The following is a 25,641-nucleotide window of genomic DNA, read 5'->3' as shown; positions in this document are numbered from 1 at the left end:
CGCCGGGGAGCGCCGCGACCGCAAACGAGGGGAACAGTGGGATTCTTCCGAAAGCACCGGACCACGCTCGCGTCCGGAACGGTGCTCGTTCTCGCGGCCGCCTCACTCGTCGCCTACGCGTTCACGTCCACCGGAAATCCGGTCCGCCAGGTCGACCTCGACGACGGCGGTGTCTGGGTCACCAGTGACCGCGACGGTTTGTTCGGCCGGCTCAACAAACCGGTCGGAGCGCTCGACGCCGCGTTCAACCCGCCCGGTGGGGCGCGGCAGAGCTATCAGCTCGACGTCGTCCAGGACGCCTCCGCGGTGGTCGCGCGGGACCGGGCAGGCGGCAAGCTGTACCCGGTCGACGTCGCCCGCTCGGTGACGCTCGGTGACCACGGGCTGGCGTTGCCCAGCGGCGGCCAGGTGGCGCTCGCGGGGGGCACGCTCGCCGTGCTCGACCCCGCCGCGGGCAAGGTCTGGGCGACCCGAGTCGACGTCGCCGCCGGCGTGAGCGCGCTCGACCAGGTGAGCCAGGAGACCCCGCCGCTCGCCGGCCTGGACGCCGCCGACACCGCCGCGCTGGCGGTCGGGCTGGACGGTGCGGTGCACGCCGTGTCCGCCAACGGCCGCACGGTGCGGGTGACCCCGGCCGGGACCGGTTTCGGCGAACCCGAGTACGGCAAGCTCCCCACCGCCCTCAAGGCACCGGCGATCACCGCCGTCGGCAACGACGCCGTCGTGCTCGACGCGGAGTCCGGCACCCTCTTCCTGCCCGGCGGCCGCACCGCGCGGGCCGGGCGCGAGTCCGTGCTGCAGCACGCAGGACCGGAGGCGGCCGCGGTCGTCGTGGCCGGCCGGACCGAGCTGACGGCGTTCGACCTGGACGGCGACGGCGCGGTGATGCTGCACGAGGGCGTGGACGGTGCCCCGGCCGAACCGGTGCGGCTCGGCGACTGCGTGCACGCCGCGTGGGCCGGCGCGTCCGGCGGCTACTTCCGCTCGTGCGGCGGCCAGAAGGCCGCACCGGGCAACATCCGGGACGCGAAGGCGCTGGTGCAGCCGGTGTTCCGGGTGAACCGCAAGGCGATCGTGCTGAACGACGTCGCGACCGGCGCGGTGTGGGACCTGAGCACTCAGCGCAAGGTCGACGACTGGCAGTCGGTGAAGCCGCCGCCCCAGCAGAACCCCAGCGACAAGGACAAGAACGAGAACACCACCGAGTCCGCCAAGGACAAGCCGCCGAAGGCCTCCGACGACACGCTCGGCGCACGACCCGGCCGCACCACGGTGCTGCACGTGCTCGACAACGACTCCGACCCCGCGGGCAACATCCTGTCCGTCACGGCCGTGAGCGACCTCGACCGCAAGGACGTGGCGCTCGCGATCGCCCCGGACGGGCAGACCGTCGAGGTGACGCTGCCGGAGCAGGCCCAGGACGCGCACTTCAAGTACACCGTCGACGACGGCAAGGGCCTCAACGCCACGGCCGCCGTCACCGTGCAGGTGCGCACCGCGACGCAGAACGAGGCGCCCGCCGTGCGCAAGGGCGCTGTGCCGCACGAGTGGTCGGTCGCCTCCGGTGGCCGGTTGACGCTGCCGGTGCTCGCGGACTGGCGCGACTTCGACGGCGACCCGGTCGTGCTGACCGAGGCCGCGGCCAAGGCGGGTGTCGCGACCACGACCAACACCGGGTTCGTCGAGTACGCGGCACCGGTCCAGGCCGGTCAGCAGGCGGTCGACTACCGGGTCACCGACGGCATCGCGAACGCCGTCGCGGGAGCGGAACGCGTGCGGGTGCTCGACGCCGCCGCACCGGCCGCCCTGCCCCCGGTCGCGCGCCCGGACGTCGCACGGGGCCAGGTCGGCACACCGGTCCTGGTGCGCCCGCTGGAGAACGACCTGCCCGGCGCCGACCCGGTCGACCCCGCCGCCGAACTGCGGCTCGCCGCCGACGTGGCACCGATCGCGGGCGCGACGGTCACCACCGACACGAAGACCGGCCTGGTCACGCTGACCGCGACGAAGCCGGGCACCTTCCCGCTGGACTACACCGCGGCGTTCGGCAACGCGCCGTTCGCCAAGGGCGCCATCCGCATCGACGTCGCCGCCGCACCCGCCTCCCCGCTGCCGCCGGTCGCCATGCCGGACAACGCGGTGGTGCGCGGTCAGGAACCCGTCGTCGCCGACGTGCTGGCCAACGACTTCAGCCCGGCGGGGTCGCTGCTGGGCGTGCAGCACGCCGAGAGCACCTCCGGTCAGCTCGAGGTCGCCGTCGTCAAGGGCCGCTGGCTGCGGATCAACGCGACCGCGCCCACCCTCGACCGCAACCCGCAGGTCGTGCGCTACACCGTGACCGACGGCGTGACCGGCCCGGTGACCGGCGAGGTCACCGTCACCCAGCTGCCGCCGCCCGCGGACGACACCCCGGTGCCCAAAGACGACCGGGCGGCGGCCCGCGCCGGTGACTCGGCGACGATCCCGGTGCTGGACAACGACATCTCACCGGCCGGTGCCCCGCTGACGCTGCAGTCCAACGTGCAGGGCGCGCCGGGCACCGGGCGCCTGACCGTCACCACGCGGGACGGCCGCCAGGACGCGGGCACCGCCTACGTCGCGGGCGACGTGGTCCGCTACGTGGCACCGGACCGGCTCGACACCCCGTTCGTCGCCGACGTCTCCTACGTGGTGCAGAACCCGGACGGCGACCAGGCCGTCGGCCACGCGCACGTGACCGTGAACCCGGCGCCGACGCCCGCCAACCCGAACCAGCCGCCGGCACCGGAACCCGTCGAGGTGCGGGTCGTCGCCGGCGACCGGGTGACGGTCACCGTGCCGTCGAGCGGCGCTGACCCCGACGGCGACTCGGTCGCGGTCACCGGCATCGCGTCCGCACCGGCGATCGGCCGCGTCGTCGGGATCGCCGGCACCTCGCTGACCTACGAGGCGTTCCCGACCTCGAACGGGACCGACACGTTCGGGTTCGTCGTCACCGACTCCTACGGCCGCACCGGCGAGTCGCTGGTCCGCGTCGCCGTGGTGCCGCCGGGAGACCCGCAGCCACCGGTCGCGGTGGACGACGTCGTGACCGCCGCACCCGGTGCGCGCCTGGCCGTCGACGTGCTCGCCAACGACGTGCGGGCACCCGGCGACACGGTGACCGTCGAACCGCTGGAGGCGCGCAACCCGTCGCTGCCCGGTGACGTGAAGGCCACCGACGGCCGCATCGAGCTGACCGCGCCGGACCTCACCGGCAAGCCGCTGGTGATCGCCTACGCCGTCACCAACGGACTCGGCCAGCCCTCGGTCGCCACGCTCACCGTCCGCAGCCGGGAGGGCTTCCAGGTCCCGCCGGTCGCCGGCGAGCTGTTCCCACTGGTGAGCAAGGGCGACAGCACGGTTGAGGTGGACCTCGCCGGCGCGGTCGCGGACCCCGACGGGCCGGCCGGCGAGCTGGAGGTCACCAAGGTCTTCCACGAGCGGGCCGAGGTCTCCGGGCTCAAGGCGACCGTGCCGGTCGGCGACCACCCGCGCACCCTCGTCTACGAGGTCAGGGACGCTTCCGGAGCCACGGCGGCGGGGCTGGTGCACGTGCCGTCGAAGGGCACCGGCGCCCCGCGCGCCATCCCGGACAAGCTGATCTCCGTGCCCGCGGACGGTTCCGTGACCGTGCAGGTCGAGGACTACGTCGAGGTCCCGTCGGGCAAGCAGCCCAAGCTCACGACGGTCGACCGGGTCACCGCCGCGCCCTCGACCGGGCTGGCGGTGCGCAACGAGGGCGACACCGGGCTCGTCCTCACCGCGCGCGACGGCTACACCGGACCGGCCGCGGTCACGTTCCAGGTCACCGACGGCAGCTCGCTCACCGACCCCGAGGGCAAGTTCGCCCTGATCACGGTGCCGGTGCAGGTCGGCCCCGACACGCCGGTGCTGCGGTGCCCGTCCTCGGCGCTCGCGGTCGTCGAGGGAGGCCTTCCGGTGAAGGTCGACGTCACGTCCGTGTGCCACGTGTGGGTCGCCGACCGGTCGAGGCTCGGGGACGTCCGGTACCGGGCGAGCTGGCTCGAACAGCCGGACGGCGTGTCGCTGGAGGGTTCCGGCGAACGCACGCTGACCGTCACCGCGGCCGGCGGCGCGAAGCCGGGCTCGACCGGCACGATCGAGGTCGGCGCGGGCGACGGGCCGAAGAGCAAGCTCGTGGTGGAGGTCGCCGCCGCACTGCCGCCCGCCATCGCACCGGTGACGGTGGACGGCGTGAAGGCGGGCGACACGGCGACCGTCGACCTCGTCTCCTACGTGCGCTCGCAGCTGCGCGACCCGAAGATCTCCGTCGTCGCGGTCACCCGGGTCAACGGTGCCGGGGCGAACGTGAGCAACGAGGGCTCGACCGTGCGCATCACCCCGAACGGCGACGCGCACGGCGCCATGGAGTTCAACGTCGTCGTGACCGACGTGGCCGACACCGGCCGGGAGGACCGCAGGGTCACCGGCCGGATCAGGCTGAACGTGCTCGGCGTGCCCGACGCCCCCGGCACCCCGGTGACCGGTCGCACGGTGCTGAGCAAGGTCGTCGAACTGTCCTGGAGCACGCCCTCGGGCAACGGCGCGCCGATCGACTCCTACGAGGTCGACCACGGCCGCGGCAAGCAGGTGTGCCCGGCGTCGCCGTGCACGATCACCGGGTTGTCCAACGGCACGGAGTACACGTTCACCGTGCGGGCGCACAACCTCGTCGGGTGGGGCAAGCCGAGCGGCTCGTCCGCGCCGGCCCAGCCGAACACGGTGCCCGGCGCCGTCACCGGGCTCAGCACGTCCGAGCCGCGGGACGGCACGCTGAAGCTGAGCTGGGCCGCGGCCGCCAACGAGGGCACGCCCGTGCTGCGGCACGAGATCAGCTGGTCCGGCGGTGGCCGCACGACGGCACCCGGCGGTGCGACGAGCGTGACGGCCACCGGCCTCGACAACGACGCGCAGACCGTGTTCACGGTGATCGCGGTCAACTCGCAGGGCCCCGGCCCCGCGGTCACCGTCGAGGGCCAGTCGGCCGGTGCCCCGGACGCCCCGGCGGCGCCGGCGTTCACCGCGACGAACGCCGCGAACGCCCAGACCCGCGCGGTCACCGTGTCGTGGGGCGCGGTCGGTGCGAACGGCCCCGGCCCCACGACCTACGCGCTGACCCGCACCGGCGGCGGCACCAAGACGGTGTGCTCGAAGGTCACCGCCACCACGTGCCTGGACGACGGCCTGCAGAACGACGGCACGATCTACAGCTACACCGTCGTCGCCGCGAACGCCGCCGCCGAGGCCGAACCGGCCGGGCACACCTCGCCGGCCAGCGCGCCCGCGCAGATGGAGGCGACCGCGACCCCGGACCCGATCACCGGGTTCACCGCGGCACCCACCGGCGTGGACGGGCAGGCGGCGCTGCGGTTCGACGTCGGCGCCTCGCACGGCAGGTCGAACACCGTGAGCTGCACCTGGTCCGGCGGCTCGTGCGGCACCTGGACCTACCCGGTCGGCGGGCAGGCCGGCGCGACGCAGACGATCAACGGACTGCCGAACGGGCAGCCGGTCACGATCAGCCTCCAGGCGTGCAACGGCAGTGGTGGCGGTGCGTACGCGGGCAACCCGTGCAACAGCGCGGCCACCGCGGGCGTGACCACCTACGGGCCGATGCGCGACCTCGCGCTCAACACCTCGAACAACAACACGGTCATCAACTTCTCCGTCTCGGTGAACCCGAACGGCAAGCCCGCGACCGTGCGCGTGACGACGAGCCGCGGCTTCGACCAGACCTTCACCACCGGTGTCGGCGGGTGGAGCTGGTCGGGCAGCCAGGACGTCGGCTACTCGCAGAACGTGACCGTGACCGTGACGGCGACGGTGTCCGACGCGGGCCGGCCGACGCTGAGCCAGTCCCGGCAGCAGGCCACCCCACCGCCTCCGCCGCCACCCACCGTGACGGTGTCGAAGGGAGCCGCCTGCGGTGCGGGCGGGTGCAACGGATCAGGTGTCTGCACTTCTTCGGCGTGTGCGTACGTCGTCGTGCAGACCGCGAATTTCAGCAGCAGCGTGACGTGCACGTTCAACAGCGACCACGGCCCGGTCGGATTCGTGAACGAGAACTTCGGCCCCAACGAGCGCCGGCAGACGAGGAACTACTACGGATATCCGGGCGAACAGGTCTACGTGACCTGTGGTGGCGTCCAGGGATCATTCCGTTGGTGAACAGTGAAGGAAATACCATGACCGTGACCCCTGAACAGGCTCGGCTGTTCGCGCAGACCTTCGAGCAAATGGTGCTGAACATCTCGCGGGCCATTTCCGGCAAGGAGCACGTGATCCGCCTGGCGCTCACCGCGTTGCTCTCCGACGGCCACCTGCTGCTGGAGGACTACCCCGGCACGGGCAAGACATCGCTGGCGAAGGCGCTGGCGAACACGGTGCAGGGCACCAGCGCCCGCATCCAGTTCACGCCGGACCTGCTGCCGTCGGACGTCACCGGTGTGCAGATCTACGACCAGCAGCGCGGTGTGTTCCGGTTCCACCCCGGGCCGATCTTCGGCTCGATCGTGCTCGCCGACGAGATCAACCGGGCCTCGCCGAAGACGCAGTCGGCGCTGCTGGAGGTGATGGAGGAGGGCCGGATCACCGTCGACGGCGAGACGCACCCGGTGGGGTCGCCGTTCATGGTGATCGCCACGCAGAACCCGATCGAGCAGGCCGGCACCTACCGGTTGCCGGAGGCGCAGCTCGACCGGTTCCTGATGAAGACCAGCATCGGCTATCCGGACCACAACGCCACCGTGGCGCTGCTGGCCGACGCGGCGACGCGGGACCGGTCGGCGACCGTGCCGCCGGCCATCGCGGCGAGCGCGGTGGCGCAGCTGACCGCGCTGGCCGACCAGGTGCACGTCGATCCGGCGGTGCTCGGGTACGTCAGCCGGATCGCCGAGGCGTCGCGGTCGCACCCCGCGGTGCGGCTCGGCGTGTCGGTGCGCGGGTGTCTCGCGTACGTGCGGTGCGCCAAGACGTGGGCGCTCGCCCAGGGGCGCGGTCACGTCGTGCCGGACGACGTCCAGCAGCTCGCGCACCCCGTGCTGGGCCACCGGATCCTGCTGCACCCGGAGGCGCAGTTCGACGGCGCCACCGTGGAGAAGGTGGTCGACTCGCTGTTCGCGGACGTCGAGCCGCCCGTGCGCCGGGGGGCCTGAGGTGGTGCGGCTGCTGGAGGTGGTCTCGCCGGCGGGCCGGTTGCTCGCGGTCGCGTCGGCGGTGGGGTGGGTGCTCGGCGCCGTGCTCGGCTGGGACGAGCTCGTGCTGCTCGGCGCCACCGGGCTGGTGCTGCTGGCGCTGGCGTGCGGGCTGACGCTGGGCCGCGGCGCGGTGCGGGTCGACGTGGCCGTCGCCAAGCGCCGCCTGCGGCCCGACGAGTCGACGCGCTGCGCGGTCGAGGTCGAGCACCACGGCCGCAGGACGCTGTTCGCGCCCGAGGTGGAGCTGCCGATCGGCCGGGACCGGGTCGAGGTCTTCGACAGCGGCCGCGAGGTGGAGGTCGCCGGGCTGCGGCGCGGGGTGATCGCGGTCGGACCGGCCACCACGGTCAGGGGCGACCCGCTCGGCCTGGTGCGGCGGACGGTCGCGATGACCGAGGTCGTCGAGCTGTTCGTGCACCCGCTGACCGTGCCGCTGGCGCCGCTGGGCACCGGGTTGCTGCGCGACCTGGAGGGCTGCACCACCAACGACGTCTCGATGAGCGACCTCGCGTTCCACGCGCTGCGCGAGTACGCGCCGGGCGACGACCGGCGGCACATCCACTGGCGTTCCACGGCGAAGCTCGCCGCGTCCACTCAGGACGGACGGTTCCTGGTGCGGCAGTACCTCGACTCCCGGCGCGCGCACGTCGTGGTGGTCGTCGACGGCGCCGAACAGTCCTATCCGGACCCTTCGGTGTTCGAGACGGCCCTGTCCGCCGGTGCGTCGGTGGTGCAGCGCGCGGTGGCGGACGGGATCGACACCAGCGTGGTCGCCTCCGGGCACCTCTCCGGCCGGGCCCAGCACGTGCTGGACGTGTTCGCCCGCGCAGAGCTGGGCGGCCCGTCGCTCGCCGAGGTGACCGCCCGTGCGGCGGCCGCGGCCCCCGACGCCACGCTGCTCGTGCTCGTCACCGGCGCGCGGCACGGCTACGGCGACCTGCGCGCCGTCGCGACCGCGTTCCCGGCCGAGGTGCGCAAGGTCGTGCTGCGGGTGGACCCGCGGCAGCGCACCGCGCGGTCGGCGAGCACCGCGTTCACCGTGCTCACCCTGCGCCGGCTGGGCGACCTGCCGGTGCTGCTGGCGGGAGGGACCCTGCAGTGACCGGACTCGTGCCCCGCCGCGACGACCTCGTCGACGCCGCCTTCCTGTGCGCGTTGTTCGTCGTCGCGCTGCTGGGGTTCCGCACCACCTACACCGGCTGGGGCTTCCTGCTCGCCGGCGGCACCGGCCTCCTGCTCGGCGTCCTGGCCGGGCACGTCGCGTCGGTGCTGCGCCGGCCGATGATCGCCGTCGCCGCCATGACGGTCGCGGTGTTCTTCCTCCTCGGCGGTGTCGTGGCGCTGCGCGAGGACGGGGGCCTGCCGACACCCGACGTCCTCGCCGGTCTGCTCGACCTCGGCGTGCACGGCTGGAAGCAGCTGCTCACCACGCTGCCGCCGGTCGACGGTGCAGGTCCGCTGCTGGTGATCCCGTACATCCTCGGCCTGCTGTGCGGGTCGGGAGGCTTCACGCTGGCCCGCCGCGTGCCGCTCAGCGGGGCACCGATCGGCGCGCCGCTCGCCGTGCTCGCCGCGGTGGTCCTGCTCGGCACCGGTGAGGCGGCCGGGGTGCTCGGCGCGGTGTTCGCCGCGGTCGCGGCAGGCTGGCTCGCGGTGCGCGCGGCCCGGCACCGCACCGGTGTGCGTGCCGGTGGGATGCGCCGGGTGCGCGCGGTGACCGCCGTGGCGCTCGTCGGCGTCGCGGCCGGGTTCGCGCTGGTGGTGTCGCCGGTGCTGCCCGGCACCGGCAGCGCCCACCGGGTGGTGCTGCGCAAGTACGTGGAGCCGCCGTTCGAGATCGGCGCCTACGCGAGCCCGCTGGTCGGCTACCGCAAGCACACGAAGGACGCCAACCAGCTCTGGGACCAGACGCTGTTCACCGTGCAGGGGCTGCCGGAGGGCGAACGCGTCCGGATCGCCACCCTCGACGGGTACGACGGCCGGGTGTGGGGCGCGACGAACGACCCGGCCGGTGCGGTGGACCCGGTGCAGCGCAACAACTTCCAACGCATCGGTGTGCGCATCCCGGCCACCGGGACCGGAACCGAGTCCGACGTGACCATCCGGATCGAGGCCGCCTACGCGACGGCGGACGAGCTGAGCGCGTGGCTGCCGACGGCCGGACGCGCACGGGAGATCGCCTTCAGCGGTGAGCGCAGGGCCGGTCACACCGAGAACCTGCGCTACAACCTCGCCACGGCGTCCGGCATCGTCGCCGACCGGTTGCGCGAGGGGGACACCTACTCGCTGCGCACGGTCCTGACCACAGCGGGCATCCCGGACGACGCCCAACCGTTCGGACGGCCGTCGGTGCGCACCTCCGAGCTGGCTTTCGTGCGCGGCAAGGTCGCCAAGTGGACCGGTGGCGCGACGACGACCGCCGAACGGCTGAAGGCGGCCGCCGCGTACCTGCGCGACAACGGCGCCTACACCGACGGCGGTCCCGGCGAGACCGAGTACCTGCCGGGGCACAGCGCGGGCCGGCTCACGGCGTTCTTCAACGCCAAGCGCCCGGCGGGCAACGATGAGCAGTACGCCGCCGCGTACGCGTTGGTGGCGAACGAGATCGGCATGCCCGCACGGGTCGTGCTGGGCGCGGTGCCGGGCAGCGGCGGTGTGGTGCGCGGCGAGAACGTGCAGGCGTGGGTGGAGCTGCACCTCGCGGACGGCACGTGGGCGGTCGTCCCGAACACCGAGTTCATGCCGGACCGCTCGAAGAAGCCGGACCACCAGCCGCCGCAGGAGATCGAGAACACCGACGCCGCGGTGGTGCCGCCGCCGAACACGGTGAAGATGCCCAGCTCGCTGGTCGACGCGAGCCGCACCGACGCGAGCGGCGTCGGCATCGGCGACCCCGGCGGGTCCTGGCTGCCGGGCTGGCTCGCCGGCCTGCTGGCCGACGCCGCCTCCGTGCTGCTGCCGATCGCCGCGGTGGTCGGTCTCGTCGTCGGGGGCAAGGCCGTGCGCCGCCACCGCCGCCAGACGCGCGGCAGCACCGCGAACCGGTTCGCCACGGGCTGGCACGAGCTCGTGGACCACGCCCGCGACCTCGGGGCACGGGTGCCGCGCGGCCTGACCCGGCGCCAGGAGGCCACCCTGCTGGCCGGGTTCGACCTGGGCGGCCTGGCGGTGCGGGCCGACGCCCACGTGTTCGGGCCGGGACAGCCGGACCAGGCGGCCGTGGACGCGTACTGGGCGGACGTGCGCGAGGCCAGGAAGCGGATGCGCACCGGCGTGCCGCGCTGGCGGCGGTGGCTCGCACCGCTCGACGTCCGCACGTTCCTGCCGGCCAGGGCCAGGTGAGGCCGTCAAGACCAAGTTCACGCTCGCGCGCTCTCATGCCGTTGAACCCGCAATCACCCGGAGCGGTGGAACAACTCCACCCGGCTGGGCGACCTGCGTTGCGCGCCAGGGGGTCGCGTGAACACAGTGCCGGACATGAAGCAGGTGTTGCAGCACAGGATCGACGCGACGTTCGCCCACTACGACGTGAACGGCAACGGTGTCATCGAGCTCGCCGACGTCTACGCGCTGGCGGAGCGGTTGTTGCGGGCGTTCGGGGAGCCGGCGGGGTCGGAGCGCGGGCGGGAGCTGGTGGAGGCGCACGACCGGTTCTGGGAGATGCTGGCCGTGCACTGCGACGCCGACCGGGACGGGCAGGTCTCGCCGGAGGAGTACCGGGAGGCGATGATCGAGATGTTCGTGACCGGAGGGCCGATCGAGGCGGACTTCCTGGAGGTGGTGCAGGAGCTGCTGGCCCTCGCGGACACCGACGGTGACGGGCGGGTCGACGTGGACGAGTTCACCGTGCTGCTCAAGGCGCGCGGGCTCGGTGACGACGAGTGCGGGGTGGCGTTCGCGCACCTCGACACCGACGGTGACGGGGCGATCAGCGTGCCGGAGTACATCGCGGCGGTGCGCGACTACTACACGAACCCGGCCGAGGACACGCCCGGCAGCTGGCTGTACCCGAAGGCGTTGCAGCGCACCTGACGGAACCGGGCCCCGTTCGCGGTGCCGGCGTTGCCGTGCTCCACCCGGTCGACGAGTGCGCTGAGCTGGTTCGTGGGCACGGCGCTGAGCCCGCCGGGCGTGCTCAGCCGCTCGCTGGTGACCGGTACCGCGACCTGGTCCGCCCCGGACCTGTCGACGATCCGGGGGGAGCTGCTGACGTTCGTGGCACGTCATCGTGCCCCCCGTTCACCGGACCGGGTGATCGGCTTGCGAGACTTCCCGCATGCGTGAGGTGGGCAACGGGCGCTACCGGCTGATCCGCGAGCTGGGGCGGGGCGGCATGGGTGCCGTGTGGCTCGGCGAGGACTCGGTCCTGGGCCGGGAGGTCGCGGTCAAGGAGCTGCTGCTGCCCGGCACCGTGCCCGCCCACGAGCGGGCCGTCTACCAGGAACGGGTGCTGCGCGAGGCGCGCATCGCGAGCCGGCTGTCCGAACCCGCCGTGGTGACCGTCTTCGACCTGATCTCCGAGGACGACCAGACGTTCATCGTGATGGAGCTGATCAACGCCCCCACCCTGGACGCGTGCGTCGACCGCGACGGCCCGCTCGGCGTGAGGGAGGCCGCCACGCTCGCCGGCCAGCTGCTGGACGCGCTGGAGGCCGCGCACGAGCAGGGCATCGTGCACCGCGACGTCAAGCCGGGCAACGTCATGGTGCCCGGCAGGGGCACGGCGAAGCTCACCGACTTCGGCATCGCGCAGTCGCTCGACGACCCGCGGCTCACCGCCACCGGGACGCTGATCGGCTCGCCCGCCTACATGTCACCGGAACGCCTGGCGGGCGGGGAGGCCTCACCGGCGTGGGACCTGTGGGCGCTGGGCGCCACGCTGTTCTACGCGGTCGAGGGCCGCGGCGCGTTCGACCGCCCGACGACCTCGGCGACGATCCTCGCGGTGATGAGCGAACGTCCGGTGCCGCGGGTCAGCGGACCGCTGGGCGAGCTGATCACCGGCCTGATGGAGCCCGACCCGCAGCGCCGCCTCGGCACCGGGCAGGCCCGCCGGCTGATCACCCGCGCGCTCGTGCAGCCGGACCTGACGGAACGCTTCGAACCGGTGTCGGGGCCGATGCCAGCGCCCAGGCCTCCCGCGTTCCACAGCGGCCCGGTCACCACGCCGCCACCGTTCACCACGCCACCACCGTTCACCGCGGCCCCACCGGTCGAGGTCCTCGTACCGCCGCGCAAGCGCCGCTCGGTCGGCATGTACCTGTCGGCGACGCTGACGCCGTTGTTCATCGTCGGAGTGTTCGTCCTGCTGTACTTCACCGTCTTCAAGCCGATGCTCGGCAACACGGGGTTCGGCAACACGGGCCTGGGCAACACGAGCCTGGGCAACACGGGTGCCGGCAACACGGGCGACGGCCCCGCCAGCTCAGCGGCGATGCAACCGGTGCTGACCCTGGGCATCGACGGCGACATCAAGGACGACAGCCTGCTGGCGTTCAGGAAGGACTGCCTGGCCTGGACGCCCGCGAAGGACGCCGCGCCGATCAAGCCGCAGCAGCGCGGCGGCTGTTACAAGGAGCACGCGACCGAGGTCCTCGACACCGTGCTCGCCAACTCCGAGATGGAGAAGGACGTGGCGTACCCGGGCGTGGAGGAGCTGACGAAGATCGGCGGCACCGCCTGCACCCGCACGTTCCTGTCGAACAAGGTCACCGGGCAGGACAAGGAGAAGACGCTGCGGTACTGGGTGGTGGTCCCGACCGCCGAGTCGTGGAAGGTGAAGACCCAGAACGGCTACCGGCACTCCAGCCGCATCATCCACTGCTTCGTGGGCAGGGCGGACGGCACGCCGCTGACCGAGCCGCTGATGGCGCAGTGAGGCGCGGCGCGGTGCGTCGAGAGCACCGCGCCGCACCGGTTCTCAGTCCTCCACGCTGATCGCGGACGCCGGGCACACCTCGGCCGCGTGCCGCACGTCGGTCCGGCGTTCCTCCGCGGGGCTCGGGTTCAGCAGGTCCACCAGCCCGTCCTCGTCGCGCTGGTCGAACACGTCGTCGGCGGCGAGCACGCACTGCCCGGCCCCGACGCACCTGCCCTGGTCGACGCTGACCCTCATTCCGACCTCCACGTCACCGGCAGTTCGGACACGCCACCCGTGAGCGTGGCCCTGATTTCAAGCTCCGACACGTCCTTGGCCAGCCGCATCCGCGGCAACCGCTTGGCCAGCGCCGCGAACACGACCCGCAGCTCGGTCCTGGCCAGCGACGCGCCGATGCAGAAGTGCGCGCCGTGCCCGAACCCGAGGTGCGTCCTCTCCGGACGGTCGGGGTTGAACACCTCCGCGTCGGAGTACACCCCGTCGTCCCGGTTCGCGGCGTTGATCGACAGGATCAGCGCGTCACCGCGCTCGATCGTCACGCCGGCGATGTCGACGTCCTCGTGCGCGTACCGCAGCAGCCCCAGGTCACCGGGCGCGCCGAGCCGCATGATCTCCTCGACCACCGCGTCGACGTGCCCGTCCGGGTCGGCGACCAGCGCGTCCCAGTGCTCGCGGTTGGTCATGAGGAACAGCACGCCGAGCCCGATCCGGTTGACCGTGGTCTCGTGGCCCGCGAACAGCAGCCCGACGCACAGCCGCACCATCTGCTCGTAGTCGAACGCCGAGTCGGCGCCCTGCGCGCGGACCAGGTCGGAGATCACGTCCTCGCCGAGGTCGGGCCGCTTGGTCTCGATCAGCCCGATCATGTAGCGGAAGAACTCCTCGCGCGCCCGGTGCGCCTCCTCGCCGATCGCCGTGCCCGCCATGCGCTCGGACAACGACGCGAACAGCTCGCTGTCGGCCTCCGGTACGCCGAGCAGACGGCAGATCATGGCCACCGGCAACGGGAACGCCAGCCCGCGGTGCAGGTCGACGACCCCGGCGGTCTCGTGCTCCGCCTCCAGCCGGTCGAGGTACCCCTCGATCAACCGTTCCATGTGGTCGGACAGCATCCGCATGCGCTTGGCGGAGAACGCGGGCGTGAGCAGGCGCCGCATCCGCGCGTGGTCGGCCTCCTCGGTCTCGTACTCGCCGGTCGGCCCGTCCAGCACGGCCGCGGTCGTGATCCGCGAGGCCTGCTCGGGGTGCGGGTGGGAACGGCCGAAGCGCTTGTCACCGAGCAGGAGGCGCACCTCCTCGAACCGGGTCACGAGCCACGCGGGGTCGCCGGTCGGTGTGGTGACCGGGGCGATGGGGGCCTCTCTGCGCAGCAGCGAGTAGAGCGGGGCGAGTTCGAGCACGTTCGGCCTGGGCAAAGGCAGCTGAATGCGTTCGGGAGCAAGGCTCATGACCCCGACCGTACCGTTTATTGGCACTAGCTGCCATTAAACTTTCGAGCCTCTGACGTGCTTGAATCACCCGATGGCGGACGTTGTGGCGGAAAACGGGGCACCCCGCAGGGGCCGGCCGCCGGTGAGCGGCGAGCAACGCCGCCGCCAGCGCCTGGAGATCTCCCGCCACGCCGTGCGCCTGTTCGCCGAGCAGGGCGTCGCCGCCACCTCCGGCGAGCAGATCGCCCGGGCCGCCGGCGTTTCCGAACGCACCTTCTGGCGCCACTTCCCGCACAAGGAGAGCTGCGTCGAGCCCCTCCTCACCCGCAGCGTGGACGCCTTCTGCGCCGTGCTGCGCGCCTGGCCGGCCGAGCTCGACCTGATCGACCACCTCCGCACCGCCTACCAGCCCGTCCTCGACGCGGGCTCCGACGACGACGTGGCCGCGGTCTTGGCGGTCGTCCGCCTCACCCACCACGAACCCGCCCTGCGCGCCGCGTACCTGATGCTCCGCGAACGCGACGAGGACGCCCTCGCCGAAGTCCTCGCCCACCGCATGGCCCTCCCCGCCGACTCGATCGCCGTCCGCGTCCAGGCCGCCGCCATGAGCGCGGTGCTGAAGGCCGCGACCGACGACGTGGCGGCCGCCACCGCCGGCGGCATCACACCGGAGGCACTCGAGGACCACAGGGAGCACCTCGCCCGCGCCCTCAGCCTCGTGCTGCGCGGCCTTTCGGACGCGAGCTCGCTGATGCGCGAACGCTGACCACTCCGGCGCGCCCGAACGGGCGCGGAACCTACTCGCGGGTTGTGACCAGTGCCAGGGCCGCCTCCCGAACGTCCGGGTCGGGGTGGGCGCGCAGCTCACGCAGCAGGGTGCGCCAGAACTCCGGCCAGCCCTCGGTTTCGCCGGCCACGTCGGCGAAACCGAGGGCCACCAAGGGCGCCGGGGCGAGCAGGGCGGTGGCCAGGGTGCGGAGCTGTGCGGGGGTGGTCTTGGCGGCGTTGTGGCGCAGCCAGCGCTGAAGTTCGGTGCGGGCGTCCAGTGCGAGCGTCGGGCGGGTGGCCAGGGAGGCGGTGAACAGCACCTGGTCGAGGACGTCGTCGGCCTGCCAGTCGACGGCGCTCGCGGCCAGGCGGATCGCTTCGCGCGGCATGGGGGTGGCCAGGTCGTGGGCCAGCAGGCGTTCGAAGGCGCGGTGGGTGGGGGAGGTGCGGTCGTCGGCGAGGAGGCGGACGACTGCGCGGATGCGTTGGCGTGCGGGGAGGTCGCGGTCCGGTTCGGCGTTGTGGGTGTCCAGTGTGGACAGCAGGCGGGTCACTGCCGTGCGCAACGGGGTGAGGTCGTCCTCGCAGGCGGCGACCAGGGCGGTGAGGGCCTGCTGCCAGGTCGCGGTGCGGGTGAGGTCGGTGGTGAGGCCGGCGAGCAGGTCCGTGCCGCCGGTGTCCCAGCGCGACCACAGCGGCAGGGTGGCCAGTGCCCGCCGGGCGGCTTCCGGTTCGGGGCGCACGGCGATCGCGCGGACCAGTGACGCGTAACGGGTGCGGTGGCGGTCGGCGACGTCCTGCGGTGGCAGGTCCAGCACCGACAGCGCCACGGGGGCCTCGCCTTCGGCCGCTGCCGACAGCAGGTCCCAGGCGGCCTCGTCGTCGAGGAAGTAGCGGCACGCCGAGACGATGGCGCGCTTGATGTCGCGGTGGGTGTCCGGCCAGATCGCCGCCAGCTCGGGGAGTGTGCCGGGCACCTGGTGTTCGGCGAGCAGGCGGACGGCCTCCTTGCGCGACGTCACCTTCTTGCCGCGCAACACCGGTGCGAGCAGCGCGCGCAAGCGGGTGGGTGGGGTGAAGCGTGCGCAACGGGTTGCGGCGTACACGGCGACGCGGGCGCGGTCGGTGTCGGCCAGCGCCAGCAGGTCCGGGAGCACGTCGGCCGGTTCGTCGGTCCACGCCAGGGCGCTCAGCGCCGCCTCGGCCACCCGGACCTCGTTGTCGCGCAACAGGGTGCGCAGGGTCGCGGCGGTGCCGGGCACCTGGCCGAGCGCGGTGGTGGCGTTCACCCGCGCGAGGACCGCGTGGCCGGTCGACCGCGCGATCGACGCGAGCTGGGCCGCGTGCTCCGCGATCTGCCGGGGCATCCAGAGGTGGAAGCACCGGGTGTAGTGCGGGACGAAGGTGACGTCGGAGTTCCAGAACCGGCCGCGCACGCGCCGGCCGACCACCAGGTCGAGGAGGTCCGTGCGCCGCGTCGACACGGCCCGCTGGACCTCGCCGAGCACGATCGACGAGATGTCGTCGGACAGCACCTGCCCGACCCGGTCGTCACGGGTGGCCGTCGGTGCCAGCCACAGGCCGATCGCCTGGCGCGCAACGTTTTCCTGCGCCGCGAACCGCGCCCGTCCGACGAGGTCCTGCAGTTCGGGCAGGTGCCACGCCCTGCGCTCGAGGCCCGCCGCCAGCGCGAGCACGAGCGAGTACTGGTCGCGTCCCGCGTCGGCGGTCATCCTGGGCCGCAGGGCCGCGAACACCTGGTGCTCGGCGCCGCGCGGCAGCGACCGGTGCAGGCCCGGCAGGTGGACGTGGGAGTTGTGCTCTCCCACCAGGTTCAGGCCGTCGAGGCCGGTCTCCACGAGCACCGGCTCGCTCGTCACGGCGCCCTGCCGGACCAGTGCGGTCGCGAGCTCCTGCACCGCGTGCCAGGTGCTCCACGAGCTGTCCCGCGCACGGGTCGCGTCGAGGAGCAGCTTGGCCAGCAACGGTGCCTCGGACGCGCGGAACAGCCACGCCGGCACCTTCGCCAGCGCCAGGAGCGCCGGGGCGCGCACCGGGTCCTGCTCGTTCGGCAGCCGGGTGAGGGTCGCGAGCATCGCGGCGAACGCGTCGGGGTCCTTGCTCGCCGCCGCGGCCTGGACGTAGAGCGGGTAGGCCTCGGCGCGTTCGTCCGCCGTGGCGCGCTTCGTGGCCGCCAGCAACGGTTCCCGCGCCTCCTCCCACGGCAGCCGCGCGGTCACCGCCAGCCGCTGGGACGGCGAGTCCGCGACCCGCCGCAGCCCGAGCAACCGTCGTGCCTGCACCGCGCGGTCGGCCACCGGCAGCTCGTCCAGCACCGCGAACGGCACGTCCGGCCGCTCGCCCACGGCTCCCTCGTAGACGGACGCCCGGCGCGACGGCGGCAGCGCGTGCAGCAGGTGCCGCAGCCCGGAGGGGTGCAGCCGGCGTGCGACGGCGACCAGCGCCCGCTCGTCGACACCGGCGAGGCGCCGCCAGAAACGGCCGCTGGCGGGCTGGTGCGCGGAGTCCTGGGCGAGCAGACCGGCGACCCGCTCCGGCGCGACGCGGGCCAGCACCGACGGCAGCCGCACCGACCACACGTGCGGCGCCACCCGTTCGACCAGGTCCAGCACGCGCATGGGCAGCTTTTCCGCCGCACTGCGCACGGCGACCTCGCGGTGGGACCAGATCTGCTTCCACGCCGACACCGGTGCCGCGGCCAGCTCCGCCTCGACCAGGTCGAGCAACGCCGCCGAGTGCCGCTTGCCGATCGCCGACCAGTTCGCCGCCGCGTGCTCCAGCTCCCGCAACGGCGGCGCCGAGCAGGCCACGAGCAGCGCCGCGGCCTCGTCGTCGCCGTGCCGCTCCCACACGACCGGCAGGAGCGCGTCGGCCAGCGCCGTCGCCTGCTCCCGGCGCACCAGCCGGTAGAGCCGCCGCCGGGTCGCGGCCGCCATCTCCGGCAGGCGTTCGAGGAACACCTCCGCGGGCAGGCCCAGCCGGACCGCCGCCCGCAGCGCCGTCCACTGCACCGCCGTCTGCGGTGCCGCGAGCTCCCGCCGGACGTGCTCGCGGTGCCCCGCGATGGCCGCCAGCTGCACCGCCAGCCGCCGCTCGAACGTGCCCCGCCCCGCCAGGTCCCGCAGCACGGCGTCGAGCTCGGCGGTGCCGGCCAGCGAGAGCGCGGTCGTGGCGATGTGCCGTTGCCGCGCGGGTGCGGGCAGCGGGTCGATCGCGGTGAGCAGGGCGGCGGCGGTAGTGGTCACAGCGGGTGATTCTCCGGTCGCCACCGTCCGGGCGCGACCGGATTTGCCCGGGGCGTGCGCACGCGTGCTGCCACAGCGGCTACCCTCGGACCGGGGGAGCGTGGCACCGCCTGACCGCGCCGGGAGCCTGGGAACTCCTGTGACGGTGCGGTCGGTGTACCTGGGGTTGGCCCGTTCTCTTCCTTCTGGGGGAAGCGCTGCACAGCGCTCAGGCGAGGAAGTGACGTGGGGGATGTTGTCTCTTGAGCTAGTGCCGTCCGCGGTGCCCGACCTGGTCGACGCCGACCCGGTCCGGACGTGGAGACGGCGGAGGTGGTCGCTGATCGGCGGCGAGGTGCTCACCTCGCTCGGTGCGGCCGGGGTGCTGCTGCTGTGGGCGCGCGGGGTGGAGGTCGACCCGGTGGACCGGGTGGGCCAGGTCAGCGGTCTGGCGGGTCTGCAGCTGGGGTTCGCGGTGATCGCGCTGGCCGTGCTCGTCGCGGTGGTCGTCGCCGCGCGGAAGCGGTACGCGCACGTCGTCGAACGGCTCGCTGCTGCCGCCGCCGCGGGGTTGTTCAGCGCGCTGGTGGCGGGTGCGGTGGTGGTCGCGTTGCGCGGCACCACCTTCGGCCTGTTCGCGGTCTACGGCGACGCGGGCGTGGTGGTCGGGTGGGCGCGGTCGCTGATCGAGACCGGTGGGATGCCGTACACCTACCCACCGGGCTTCATCCACGCGATGGCGTGGTTCAGCGAGCTCACCGGCAGCACGCCCGAGCACGCGCTCAAGGTGCTGCAGATCACCGGGACCGCGCTGTTCGGCCCGGTCGCGTACCTGGCCTGGCGGCTGGTGCTGCGGCCGATGTGGGCGCTGGTGCTGGGCGTGGTGCCGGGCATGGTGCTCATCGAGCCGTACAAGGTCTACGCGAACCTGATGCTCGTCGTGCTGGTGCCGGTGATGTTGTTCCTGCTGCACCGCCTGCGCAGGGCCGACCAGTTCACGTACCGCGCGCTCGTGGTGCGCGGCATCGGGGTCGGCGCCGTGGTCGGTGTGGTGTTCCTCGTCTACTCGGGCTGGTTCGTGTGGTCGGCACCCGGTGCGGTCGTGGCGGCACTGGTGGTGTTCCCGTGGCGCACGGGCCTGTGGCGCGGTCTCACGCTGCTGGCGGTGACGACGGTGACGTTCGTCGCGGTGTCATACCTCCACCTGTCCACCATCCTGTCCTCGTCGAGCGGCATGACGGACCGCTACTTCTACTTCGACGTCCACACCGAACCGACCTACATCGCGATGACCCGCGGCGACATGCCCGGCGCGGAACCGGGTCCGTGGCCGCCGCCCGGTGAGCTGGGCGGCGTGGGCGTGTTCACGATCATCGCGCTCGTCGGTGTGGCCGCGGCGATCGCGGTGGGGCGCAACCGGACCGCCGTGATCCTGCTGACGAGCCTCTTCGCCGGCGCGTGGCTGGTCCGGTTCTACTACGCCTCGACGATGTACGAGCGCGACGCCGTGCAGCTCTACCCGCGCAGCACCGCCGAGCTGCTCTACACGATGTTGCTGCTGTGCGGTTTCGCGCTGTACTTCGGCGTGCAACGGCTGGAGGGCCTGCCGAAGCTGCGACCGTGGCTCGGTGCGCGTTCGCTGCGGATCGCCGCGCTGGCGGGGATGTTCGTGCTGATCGCGATGGCCGGGGCGTCGATCGGCGACCGCTACATGCCGCGTTCGGACCACTCGCTGGGCATGCTCGCGCTGGCCTCGCACCTGACGCGGCAACCGGATGGGACGTGTCCGGCGTACACGCGGACGCTCCGCGTGGACTGCGCCGACAACGACGACGAGTACTGGAGCCTGTTGCCGGGCTTGGCGCGGGACGCGCCCCGGCCGGGCCTGCTGCCGCACCGGACCGGCGGATGAGCAGGGTCGTCGCGGTGGTGGCCGCGGTGTTCGCGGTCGCCATCGGCCTGGCCGACCGGTTCGCCGAACCGGTCGCCGTGCCGTTCGGGCAGGACCCGGGGTGGCTGCTGCCGCTGCTCGACGAGCTGCGGCTCTGCACCCGGTACGAGCTGGTCGCCGTGGTGGTCGTCGCGGCGGTGGTGGCCGGGTGGCGGCGGGACGCCGTCGTGCTGGCCGGGTGCGCGGGGCTGCTCGTGTTCCTGTGGCTGGACCACCCCGCGGAGCAGGGGACGGCGTTCCTCACCCAGGACGACTACGACTCCCTGCGCGTGTACAACTACAACGGGTTCATCGCGGCCGGTGTGCTGGTGGCGGCCGCGGTGGTCAGCGGTTGCCGACGAGCGAGTCCAAAGTAGCCGTGCCGTTCTGCTCGCAGCGGTGCCCGGACTCGCGCAGCACCTCGGGGTTCTTCGCGTCGTCCTCCTTGCCCGCGTCCTTGAACAGCTTCGTCAAGATCGCGAGCTGCTGGTCGGCACCGGCGAACAGGAACTCGTTGCACGTCGACCGCGCGTTCAGCGGCCCGTCGGACGGCCCGGAGGCACCGCCCGCGAAGTACAGGCCGCCGACGACCAGGGTCATGATCAGCAGACCGAGCGCGAGTCCGCCCTTGCCCGGCGGTTTCTCCTGCACTAGCCACGCCTCGACCGCCTCGATGAACGGCGCGGACGCGGTGAGCTGCTTGTCGATCCAGAACTCCCAGTCGACCTCCACCTGGTCGTCGGCCACCTCGAACTGGGCGTGGTCGGCCGCGAACAGCGCGCTCACCACCAGCTCGCGCGGGTACGACCACGACTGGAACGGGTCTGGCCGCACCACCACCAGGCGGTCGGGCAGCAGCAGGACGACGTCACGCGCGCCGCGCGCGAGACGTTGGGTGTGTCCTGATCCGATGACGGCGCCCGCGAGCCAGGCCAGCACCTGGCCGCGTTCGGGTTCGTCAAGGGCGTCAACGGCGATCTCGAACAGGCCGTCGAGGTCCGGCTCCATGGGCACCACTTTCGGCAGCGGGGGACGCCTGGCTATCGTTCGGCGACCGAGCCGGAGTTACCCGTGAAGGCTCAAGTTCGTCCGAATGGCGCTGTCGTGACGATGGCCACGTGACGCTGCGGTCACGGCCGTTCGCAGCCGGTCCACCGCACAACATCGGCCGCTGATCATTTTCACCCGAATGAGCCGGTACGTGCTCTTCGAGCAACCCCTAGCGTCAGCCTATGGCCACCACCACACCATCCACGGCGTACAGCCGCGACCTGGGCGACGAGCTGCGCCGGTTGCGGGAGACCTCCACGAACCTGAGCGGCGCCGCGCTCGCCGTCCGGCTCGGCTGGGACCCCAGCAAGGTGTCCACCATCGAGCACGGCAAGTACCGCGCCAGCGAGATCGACCTCGTGCAGTACCTGACGATGTGCGGCAAGGACGTCGACTTCTTCGAGGACTTCAAACGGCGCTACCGAACCGCGTTCGACGAGTACGTCGTGCAGATATCGGACAACCTGCGGACGCTCGCCCTGGCCGAGTCGACCGCGTTGTCGATCATCAGCTACGACTCGAGGGTCATCCCAGGCCTGCTGCAGACACCGGAGTACGCCGAAGCGGTGTACCGGCTGACCGGGTTCGTGCCGGAGGAGCGGATCTCGACGCTGGTCCAGTTCCGAATCGACCGGCAGTCGGTGCTGCGGCGCCACGATCGGCCGACTTGCTTGTTCTACGTCCATGAGCGTGCGTTGCAGCAACAGGTCGGCGACGGTCGGATCATGGAGGAGCAGTACCTCCAGCTGCTGTTCGCGGCGCGCATGGTCAGGATCGTGCCGGCCGACGAGCCCGTCGCCTGGTCGGACTGCGTGCTGTGGGAGTACGAGAAGGCGATGCCGGTCGCGTTCAGCGACACCGATCTGGCGAAGGTCTTCGTGCAGGACCCGGCGGTGATCGTTCGCACCCGGCTGCTGTTCGACCGTTTGGCTGAGGTCGCCTTGGATGAGGAACAATCGCGGAGCAAGCTGGCTGAGTACATCAGCCCACCGCGAGAGGACCTCGATGACTCAGGAACGAGCATGGCGTAAGAGCAGCTACAGCGGCGGCACCGAGGACAGCAACTGCGTCGAGGTCGCGCTGTCCGGCGACGCCCTCGTGCGCGACTCGAAGAACCCCGGGGGCGCCGTCCTGACGTTCGCTCCCGGCGCGTGGAAGAACTTTCTCGAAACTCGTTGAACCGTTCCCCGTCTCACCACGTGTCATCGCCGTCACCAGGTGAGCAGGGGGAGCGGTTCGATGGCACGCGACGACGAGAAGACGGTCCTGTTCGGCCAGGCGGCCGGCCCGACGGTGATGCTGCCGCGTCAGGGCGCACAGCTCGTGCGCCTGCCGCGGCGCAGCACCCCGATGCGCGTCGACGTCGCGGGCGGCGGCCCGGTCGGGCTGGCGTTCGCGTGCTCGCTGAAGACGATGCTCGGCGACCAGGTCTCGCTGCGCGTGCACGACCGCCGCTGGAAGCGCCACGCGGGTCGTGTCGTGTGGAAGGACGCCTCCGACGGCAACAACCGCCGCGAGCAGGTCGTGACGCTGCAGAGCAACGTCTGGGCCGCCCTGCCCGCCGAGGTGCGGCAGCGGTTGTTCGCCGACGGCCGCTTCTCCGAGATGTGGCCGCTCGGCCCCGACTCACCCGCGTCGAAGGGCCGTCCGCGCAACATCAAGATCCGCTGGATCGAGGACGCGCTGCTGGACCTGGCCCAGGACCTCGGCATCGAGCTGCTGCCGCAGGCCTACACCGTTCCGTCGAAGTGGGACGGCCTGCACGTGCTCGCCATCGCCGACGGCGCCCGTTCCGCGACCCGCGAGGCCCTGAAGCCGCACTTCGGCACGCCGTCACGCGAACTGTTCAGTGTGGACGGTTCGCCGCTGGACGAGCGCGTGCTGGGCATCCGCGTGGTGTCGTCGAAGGTGCCCGACGAGCACACCGTGCCGTTGACGGTGGCGCAGAACCGGTTCCTGTTCAACTCGATGGGCGGCGGCTTCATCAACATGCGCCTCACCGCGGAGGAGGCCTCGGAGATCGTCGCGCTGGGCGCCAACGGCCCCATCGCGTGCATCGGCAGGTTCGGCTGCACGATGCGCCCCGAGGGCGGTCGCTTCGTGTGCGACCGGCACCGCTCGGTGTTCAAGCCGTCCGTGGACAAGCTCTCCTACCTGTGGCCCCGGATTCTCGACGGTCTGCGGTTCTTCGGCGCCGGCGTGGCCGACGTCGTGGGCATCACGTCGTTCACCCTGGGCATGCAGCAGATGTCGAAGTTCACCGCGCAGCTCTCGCCGTCCACGTACGGCTTCCTGCTCGGCGACGCCGCCAACTCCCTGCACTTCTGGCCCGGCCGCGGCCTCAACACGGGCCTGAAGAGCGCCCAGTCGCTCGCGGTGAACCTGTTCCAGCGCTGGAAGGGCCGCGGTTTCCGCGCCGCCGACTTCGCCCAGCACGAGGGGATCATGCAGCAGCTCCAGTACCGCGAGAAGTCCCGCGCCTGGACCACGATGCTGATGCCCGACGCCGACGGCGTGCCGCGCGGCATCGAGGACCGCATCCGCGACGGCCTGACCGGCCCGTTCGACCGCGAGCCGCTGGTCGCCGAACTCTTCCAGCGCGTCAAGGACGTCAAGGCGCGCATGGGCGACCGGATGGGCTCGCTGGCCTCCGACGAGTGGTACCTGGGGCGCATCCAGGCGCTCGACGTGCGGACGTTGAAGGTGATGGTCGAGTCGGGGGCGTGGATCACGCGGGAGATCGGCGGGGACGAGGTCGTGGTGCCGGCCGCGGTGCCCGCCGAGCCGGTGGCCGGGGTGCGCCCCGGTCTGTCGCTGGTCTCGTGACGCTCAACCCAGGCTGACCGGCAGCCGTTCGAACCCGCGCAGGATGCGCGTCGGTCGCCGACCGGCGCCCTGCTCCAGCCGCAGCCCCGGGAACCGCCGGAACATCGCCCGCAGCCCGATCTCGCCCTCCATCCGCGCGAGCGCCGCCCCGAGGCAGTAGTGGCGGCCCGCTCCGAACGACACGTGGTCGCGCGCGTTGGCGCGGGTCACGTCGAAGGTGTGCGGGTCGGTGAACACGTCCGGGTCGCGGTTCGCACCGGCCAGCACGGTCGCGACGAGCTGCCCGCGGCGGACCGGCACGCCGAGGACCTCGGTGTCCTTCACGCAGGTCCGGCCGGTCAGCAGCACCGGCGGGTCGTGGCGCAGCACCTCGTCGATGGTGTTCGCCCACAGCTCCGGCCGCGCGCGCAGCACCTCCAGCTGCCCGGGGTGGCCGGCCAGCAGCGAGATGCCGTTGCCGAGCAGGTTCACCGTCGTCTCGAACCCCGCCGCCAGCACCAGGCCCGCCGTGGACTTGAGCTCGCGTTCGGTGAGGCCCACGCCGTCGTCGCTCGCGGTGACCAGGCGGCTGAGCAGGTCGGTGCCGGGCCTGGCGCGCAGGGCGTCGATGTGGCGGCTGAGCCAGGCGTCGAACTCGGCCAGCGTCGTCTCGACGTCGCGGAACACCCGCCACGACAGGCCCAGGTCGAGGCTCGGTGCCGCGGAGGCGCCGAACGCCAGCACCCTCGCGCGGTCTTCCTGCGGCACGCCGAGGATCTCGGAGATCACCGTGACCGGCAGCAGGCCGCAGTAGGTCTGGATCAGGTCCACCGGGTCACTCGGGTCGAGGCCGTCGAGGAGCTGGTCCGCGATCTCCTGCGTGCGGTGCCGCAGCTGCTCGACCGCGCGCACGGTGAACACGCGCGTGACGAGCTTGCGGTAGCGGGTGTGCGCGGGCGGCTCGGTGACCAGCAACGACGGCGGCTGCACCGGGTGCAGCACGTCGGTGGCCGCCCAGTCCGCGATCCTGCCCAGCACACCGTTGCCGTAACGGGGGCGGCTGGCCTGGAAGGCGTCACTGCCCAGCACCTCGCGCACGGCGGCGTGGCTGGTCGTGACGTGTCCGATGCCGGTGGGCGCCAAGGGGCCGTGTGCCCTGATCTCGTCGAACAACCCCGTGAGGTCGTTGCCGTTGTTCGCCTCGACCGTGATGCGGCCCTGGAGGTCGCCCTTGCGCGCGGCCAGGCGCAACGCCACCCTCGGCACGCCGTGGTTCAAGCCCCAGCGGATGACCGTT

The 25,641-nt window shown here is 72.5% G+C and carries 18 protein-coding genes; 13 read left to right on the top strand and 5 right to left on the bottom strand.

From position 1 onward, the window contains the following. Positions 1 to 36: 36 nt before the first annotated feature. The 7 genes from ACZ7CD_RS17585 (at position 37) to ACZ7CD_RS17555 (ending at position 13,116) form a co-directional block, all read left to right on the top strand. Positions 37 to 6,210, top strand: coding sequence for an Ig-like domain-containing protein (locus ACZ7CD_RS17585; protein ID WP_470379242.1), 6,174 nt, complete (start codon positions 37 to 39; stop codon positions 6,208 to 6,210). 17 nt (positions 6,211 to 6,227) lie between these two features. Further along, positions 6,228 to 7,196, top strand: a complete 969-nt coding sequence (locus tag ACZ7CD_RS17580; protein ID WP_360401612.1) for an AAA family ATPase — start codon at positions 6,228 to 6,230, stop codon at positions 7,194 to 7,196. Position 7,197: 1 nt separating this feature from the next. Then, a complete protein-coding gene (locus ACZ7CD_RS17575; protein ID WP_470379241.1) occupies positions 7,198 to 8,340 on the top strand; it encodes a DUF58 domain-containing protein in 1,143 nt (380 codons plus the stop codon). Next, positions 8,337 to 10,580, top strand: coding sequence for a transglutaminase domain-containing protein (locus tag ACZ7CD_RS17570; protein WP_458433485.1), 2,244 nt, complete (start codon positions 8,337 to 8,339; stop codon positions 10,578 to 10,580). Before ACZ7CD_RS17575 ends, ACZ7CD_RS17570 begins: the two co-directional genes overlap by 4 nt. Positions 10,581 to 10,715: 135 nt before the next feature. Then, positions 10,716 to 11,270, top strand: a complete 555-nt coding sequence (locus ACZ7CD_RS17565) for an EF-hand domain-containing protein (protein WP_360401621.1) — start codon at positions 10,716 to 10,718, stop codon at positions 11,268 to 11,270. Positions 11,271 to 11,342: 72 nt separating this feature from the next. Then, on the top strand, positions 11,343 to 11,522 hold the full coding sequence (locus ACZ7CD_RS17560) for a hypothetical protein (protein WP_470379240.1): 180 nt from the start codon (positions 11,343 to 11,345) through the stop codon (positions 11,520 to 11,522). After that, positions 11,515 to 13,116 carry a protein kinase domain-containing protein gene (locus ACZ7CD_RS17555; RefSeq protein ID WP_470379239.1) on the top strand — a complete coding sequence of 534 codons (1,602 nt, stop codon included), beginning with the start codon at positions 11,515 to 11,517 and terminating at the stop codon, positions 13,114 to 13,116. The genes ACZ7CD_RS17560 and ACZ7CD_RS17555 overlap by 8 nt, the downstream gene beginning before the upstream one ends. Before the next feature lie 42 nt (positions 13,117 to 13,158). On the opposite strand, the gene ACZ7CD_RS17550 is transcribed toward ACZ7CD_RS17555, so the two are convergent. Both ACZ7CD_RS17550 and ACZ7CD_RS17545 read right to left on the bottom strand, forming a co-directional pair. Then, positions 13,159 to 13,353, bottom strand: coding sequence for a ferredoxin (locus tag ACZ7CD_RS17550; protein WP_470379238.1), 195 nt, complete (start codon positions 13,351 to 13,353; stop codon positions 13,159 to 13,161). Then, the gene (locus tag ACZ7CD_RS17545) at positions 13,350 to 14,564 is read right to left on the bottom strand and encodes a cytochrome P450 (protein ID WP_360401630.1); all 1,215 of its coding nucleotides are present in this window, start codon (positions 14,562 to 14,564) and stop codon (positions 13,350 to 13,352) included. The genes ACZ7CD_RS17550 and ACZ7CD_RS17545 overlap by 4 nt, the downstream gene beginning before the upstream one ends. Before the next feature lie 73 nt (positions 14,565 to 14,637). Between ACZ7CD_RS17545 and ACZ7CD_RS17540 the strand changes: the two genes are divergently transcribed. Next, a complete protein-coding gene (locus ACZ7CD_RS17540; RefSeq protein WP_470368700.1) occupies positions 14,638 to 15,312 on the top strand; it encodes a TetR/AcrR family transcriptional regulator in 675 nt (224 codons plus the stop codon). A gap of 31 nt (positions 15,313 to 15,343) precedes the next feature. Here the strand turns inward: ACZ7CD_RS17540 and ACZ7CD_RS17535 are convergent, their stop codons facing one another. Beyond that, entirely contained in the window at positions 15,344 to 18,580 is a 3,237-nt protein-coding gene (locus ACZ7CD_RS17535) for a hypothetical protein (protein WP_470379237.1), read from the bottom strand. 235 nt (positions 18,581 to 18,815) lie between these two features. Between ACZ7CD_RS17535 and ACZ7CD_RS17530 the strand changes: the two genes are divergently transcribed. Together ACZ7CD_RS17530 and ACZ7CD_RS17525 are read left to right on the top strand one after the other, a co-directional pair. Then, positions 18,816 to 20,471: a hypothetical protein gene (locus ACZ7CD_RS17530; protein WP_470379236.1), complete on the top strand. Its 1,656-nt coding sequence runs from the start codon at positions 18,816 to 18,818 to the stop codon at positions 20,469 to 20,471. After that, entirely contained in the window at positions 20,468 to 20,866 is a 399-nt protein-coding gene (locus ACZ7CD_RS17525) for a hypothetical protein (RefSeq protein WP_470379235.1), read from the top strand. The genes ACZ7CD_RS17530 and ACZ7CD_RS17525 overlap by 4 nt, the downstream gene beginning before the upstream one ends. Here ACZ7CD_RS17525 and ACZ7CD_RS17520 read toward each other — a convergent pair. After that, positions 20,835 to 21,497, bottom strand: coding sequence for a hypothetical protein (locus ACZ7CD_RS17520; RefSeq protein ID WP_360401735.1), 663 nt, complete (start codon positions 21,495 to 21,497; stop codon positions 20,835 to 20,837). The two genes, ACZ7CD_RS17525 and ACZ7CD_RS17520, sit on opposite strands and share 32 nt — an antisense overlap. A 224-nt stretch (positions 21,498 to 21,721) precedes the next feature. Here ACZ7CD_RS17520 and ACZ7CD_RS17515 point away from each other — a divergent pair, with 224 nt between their 5' ends. Genes ACZ7CD_RS17515 through ACZ7CD_RS17505 form a run of 3 tightly spaced genes read left to right on the top strand, consistent with a single transcriptional unit; the run spans position 21,722 to position 24,365 of the window. After that, a complete protein-coding gene (locus ACZ7CD_RS17515) occupies positions 21,722 to 22,570 on the top strand; it encodes a helix-turn-helix domain-containing protein (protein ID WP_470373241.1) in 849 nt (282 codons plus the stop codon). Further along, positions 22,545 to 22,718: a DUF397 domain-containing protein gene (locus ACZ7CD_RS17510; protein WP_470373242.1), complete on the top strand. Its 174-nt coding sequence runs from the start codon at positions 22,545 to 22,547 to the stop codon at positions 22,716 to 22,718. Before ACZ7CD_RS17515 ends, ACZ7CD_RS17510 begins: the two co-directional genes overlap by 26 nt. Positions 22,719 to 22,778: 60 nt before the next feature. Further along, positions 22,779 to 24,365 carry an FAD-dependent monooxygenase family protein gene (locus ACZ7CD_RS17505; RefSeq protein ID WP_470368697.1) on the top strand — a complete coding sequence of 529 codons (1,587 nt, stop codon included), beginning with the start codon at positions 22,779 to 22,781 and terminating at the stop codon, positions 24,363 to 24,365. Between the two features lie 3 nt (positions 24,366 to 24,368). Here the strand turns inward: ACZ7CD_RS17505 and ACZ7CD_RS17500 are convergent, their stop codons facing one another. Beyond that, positions 24,369 to 25,610, bottom strand: coding sequence for a cytochrome P450 (locus ACZ7CD_RS17500; RefSeq protein ID WP_470379291.1), 1,242 nt, complete (start codon positions 25,608 to 25,610; stop codon positions 24,369 to 24,371). Positions 25,611 to 25,641 lie beyond the last annotated feature (31 nt).

Source organism: Lentzea sp. NPDC036949 (assembly GCF_055608075.1).
The sequence above is the reverse complement of the archived record's forward strand: the minus strand, read 5'-3'. Positions and strand labels throughout refer to the sequence as shown.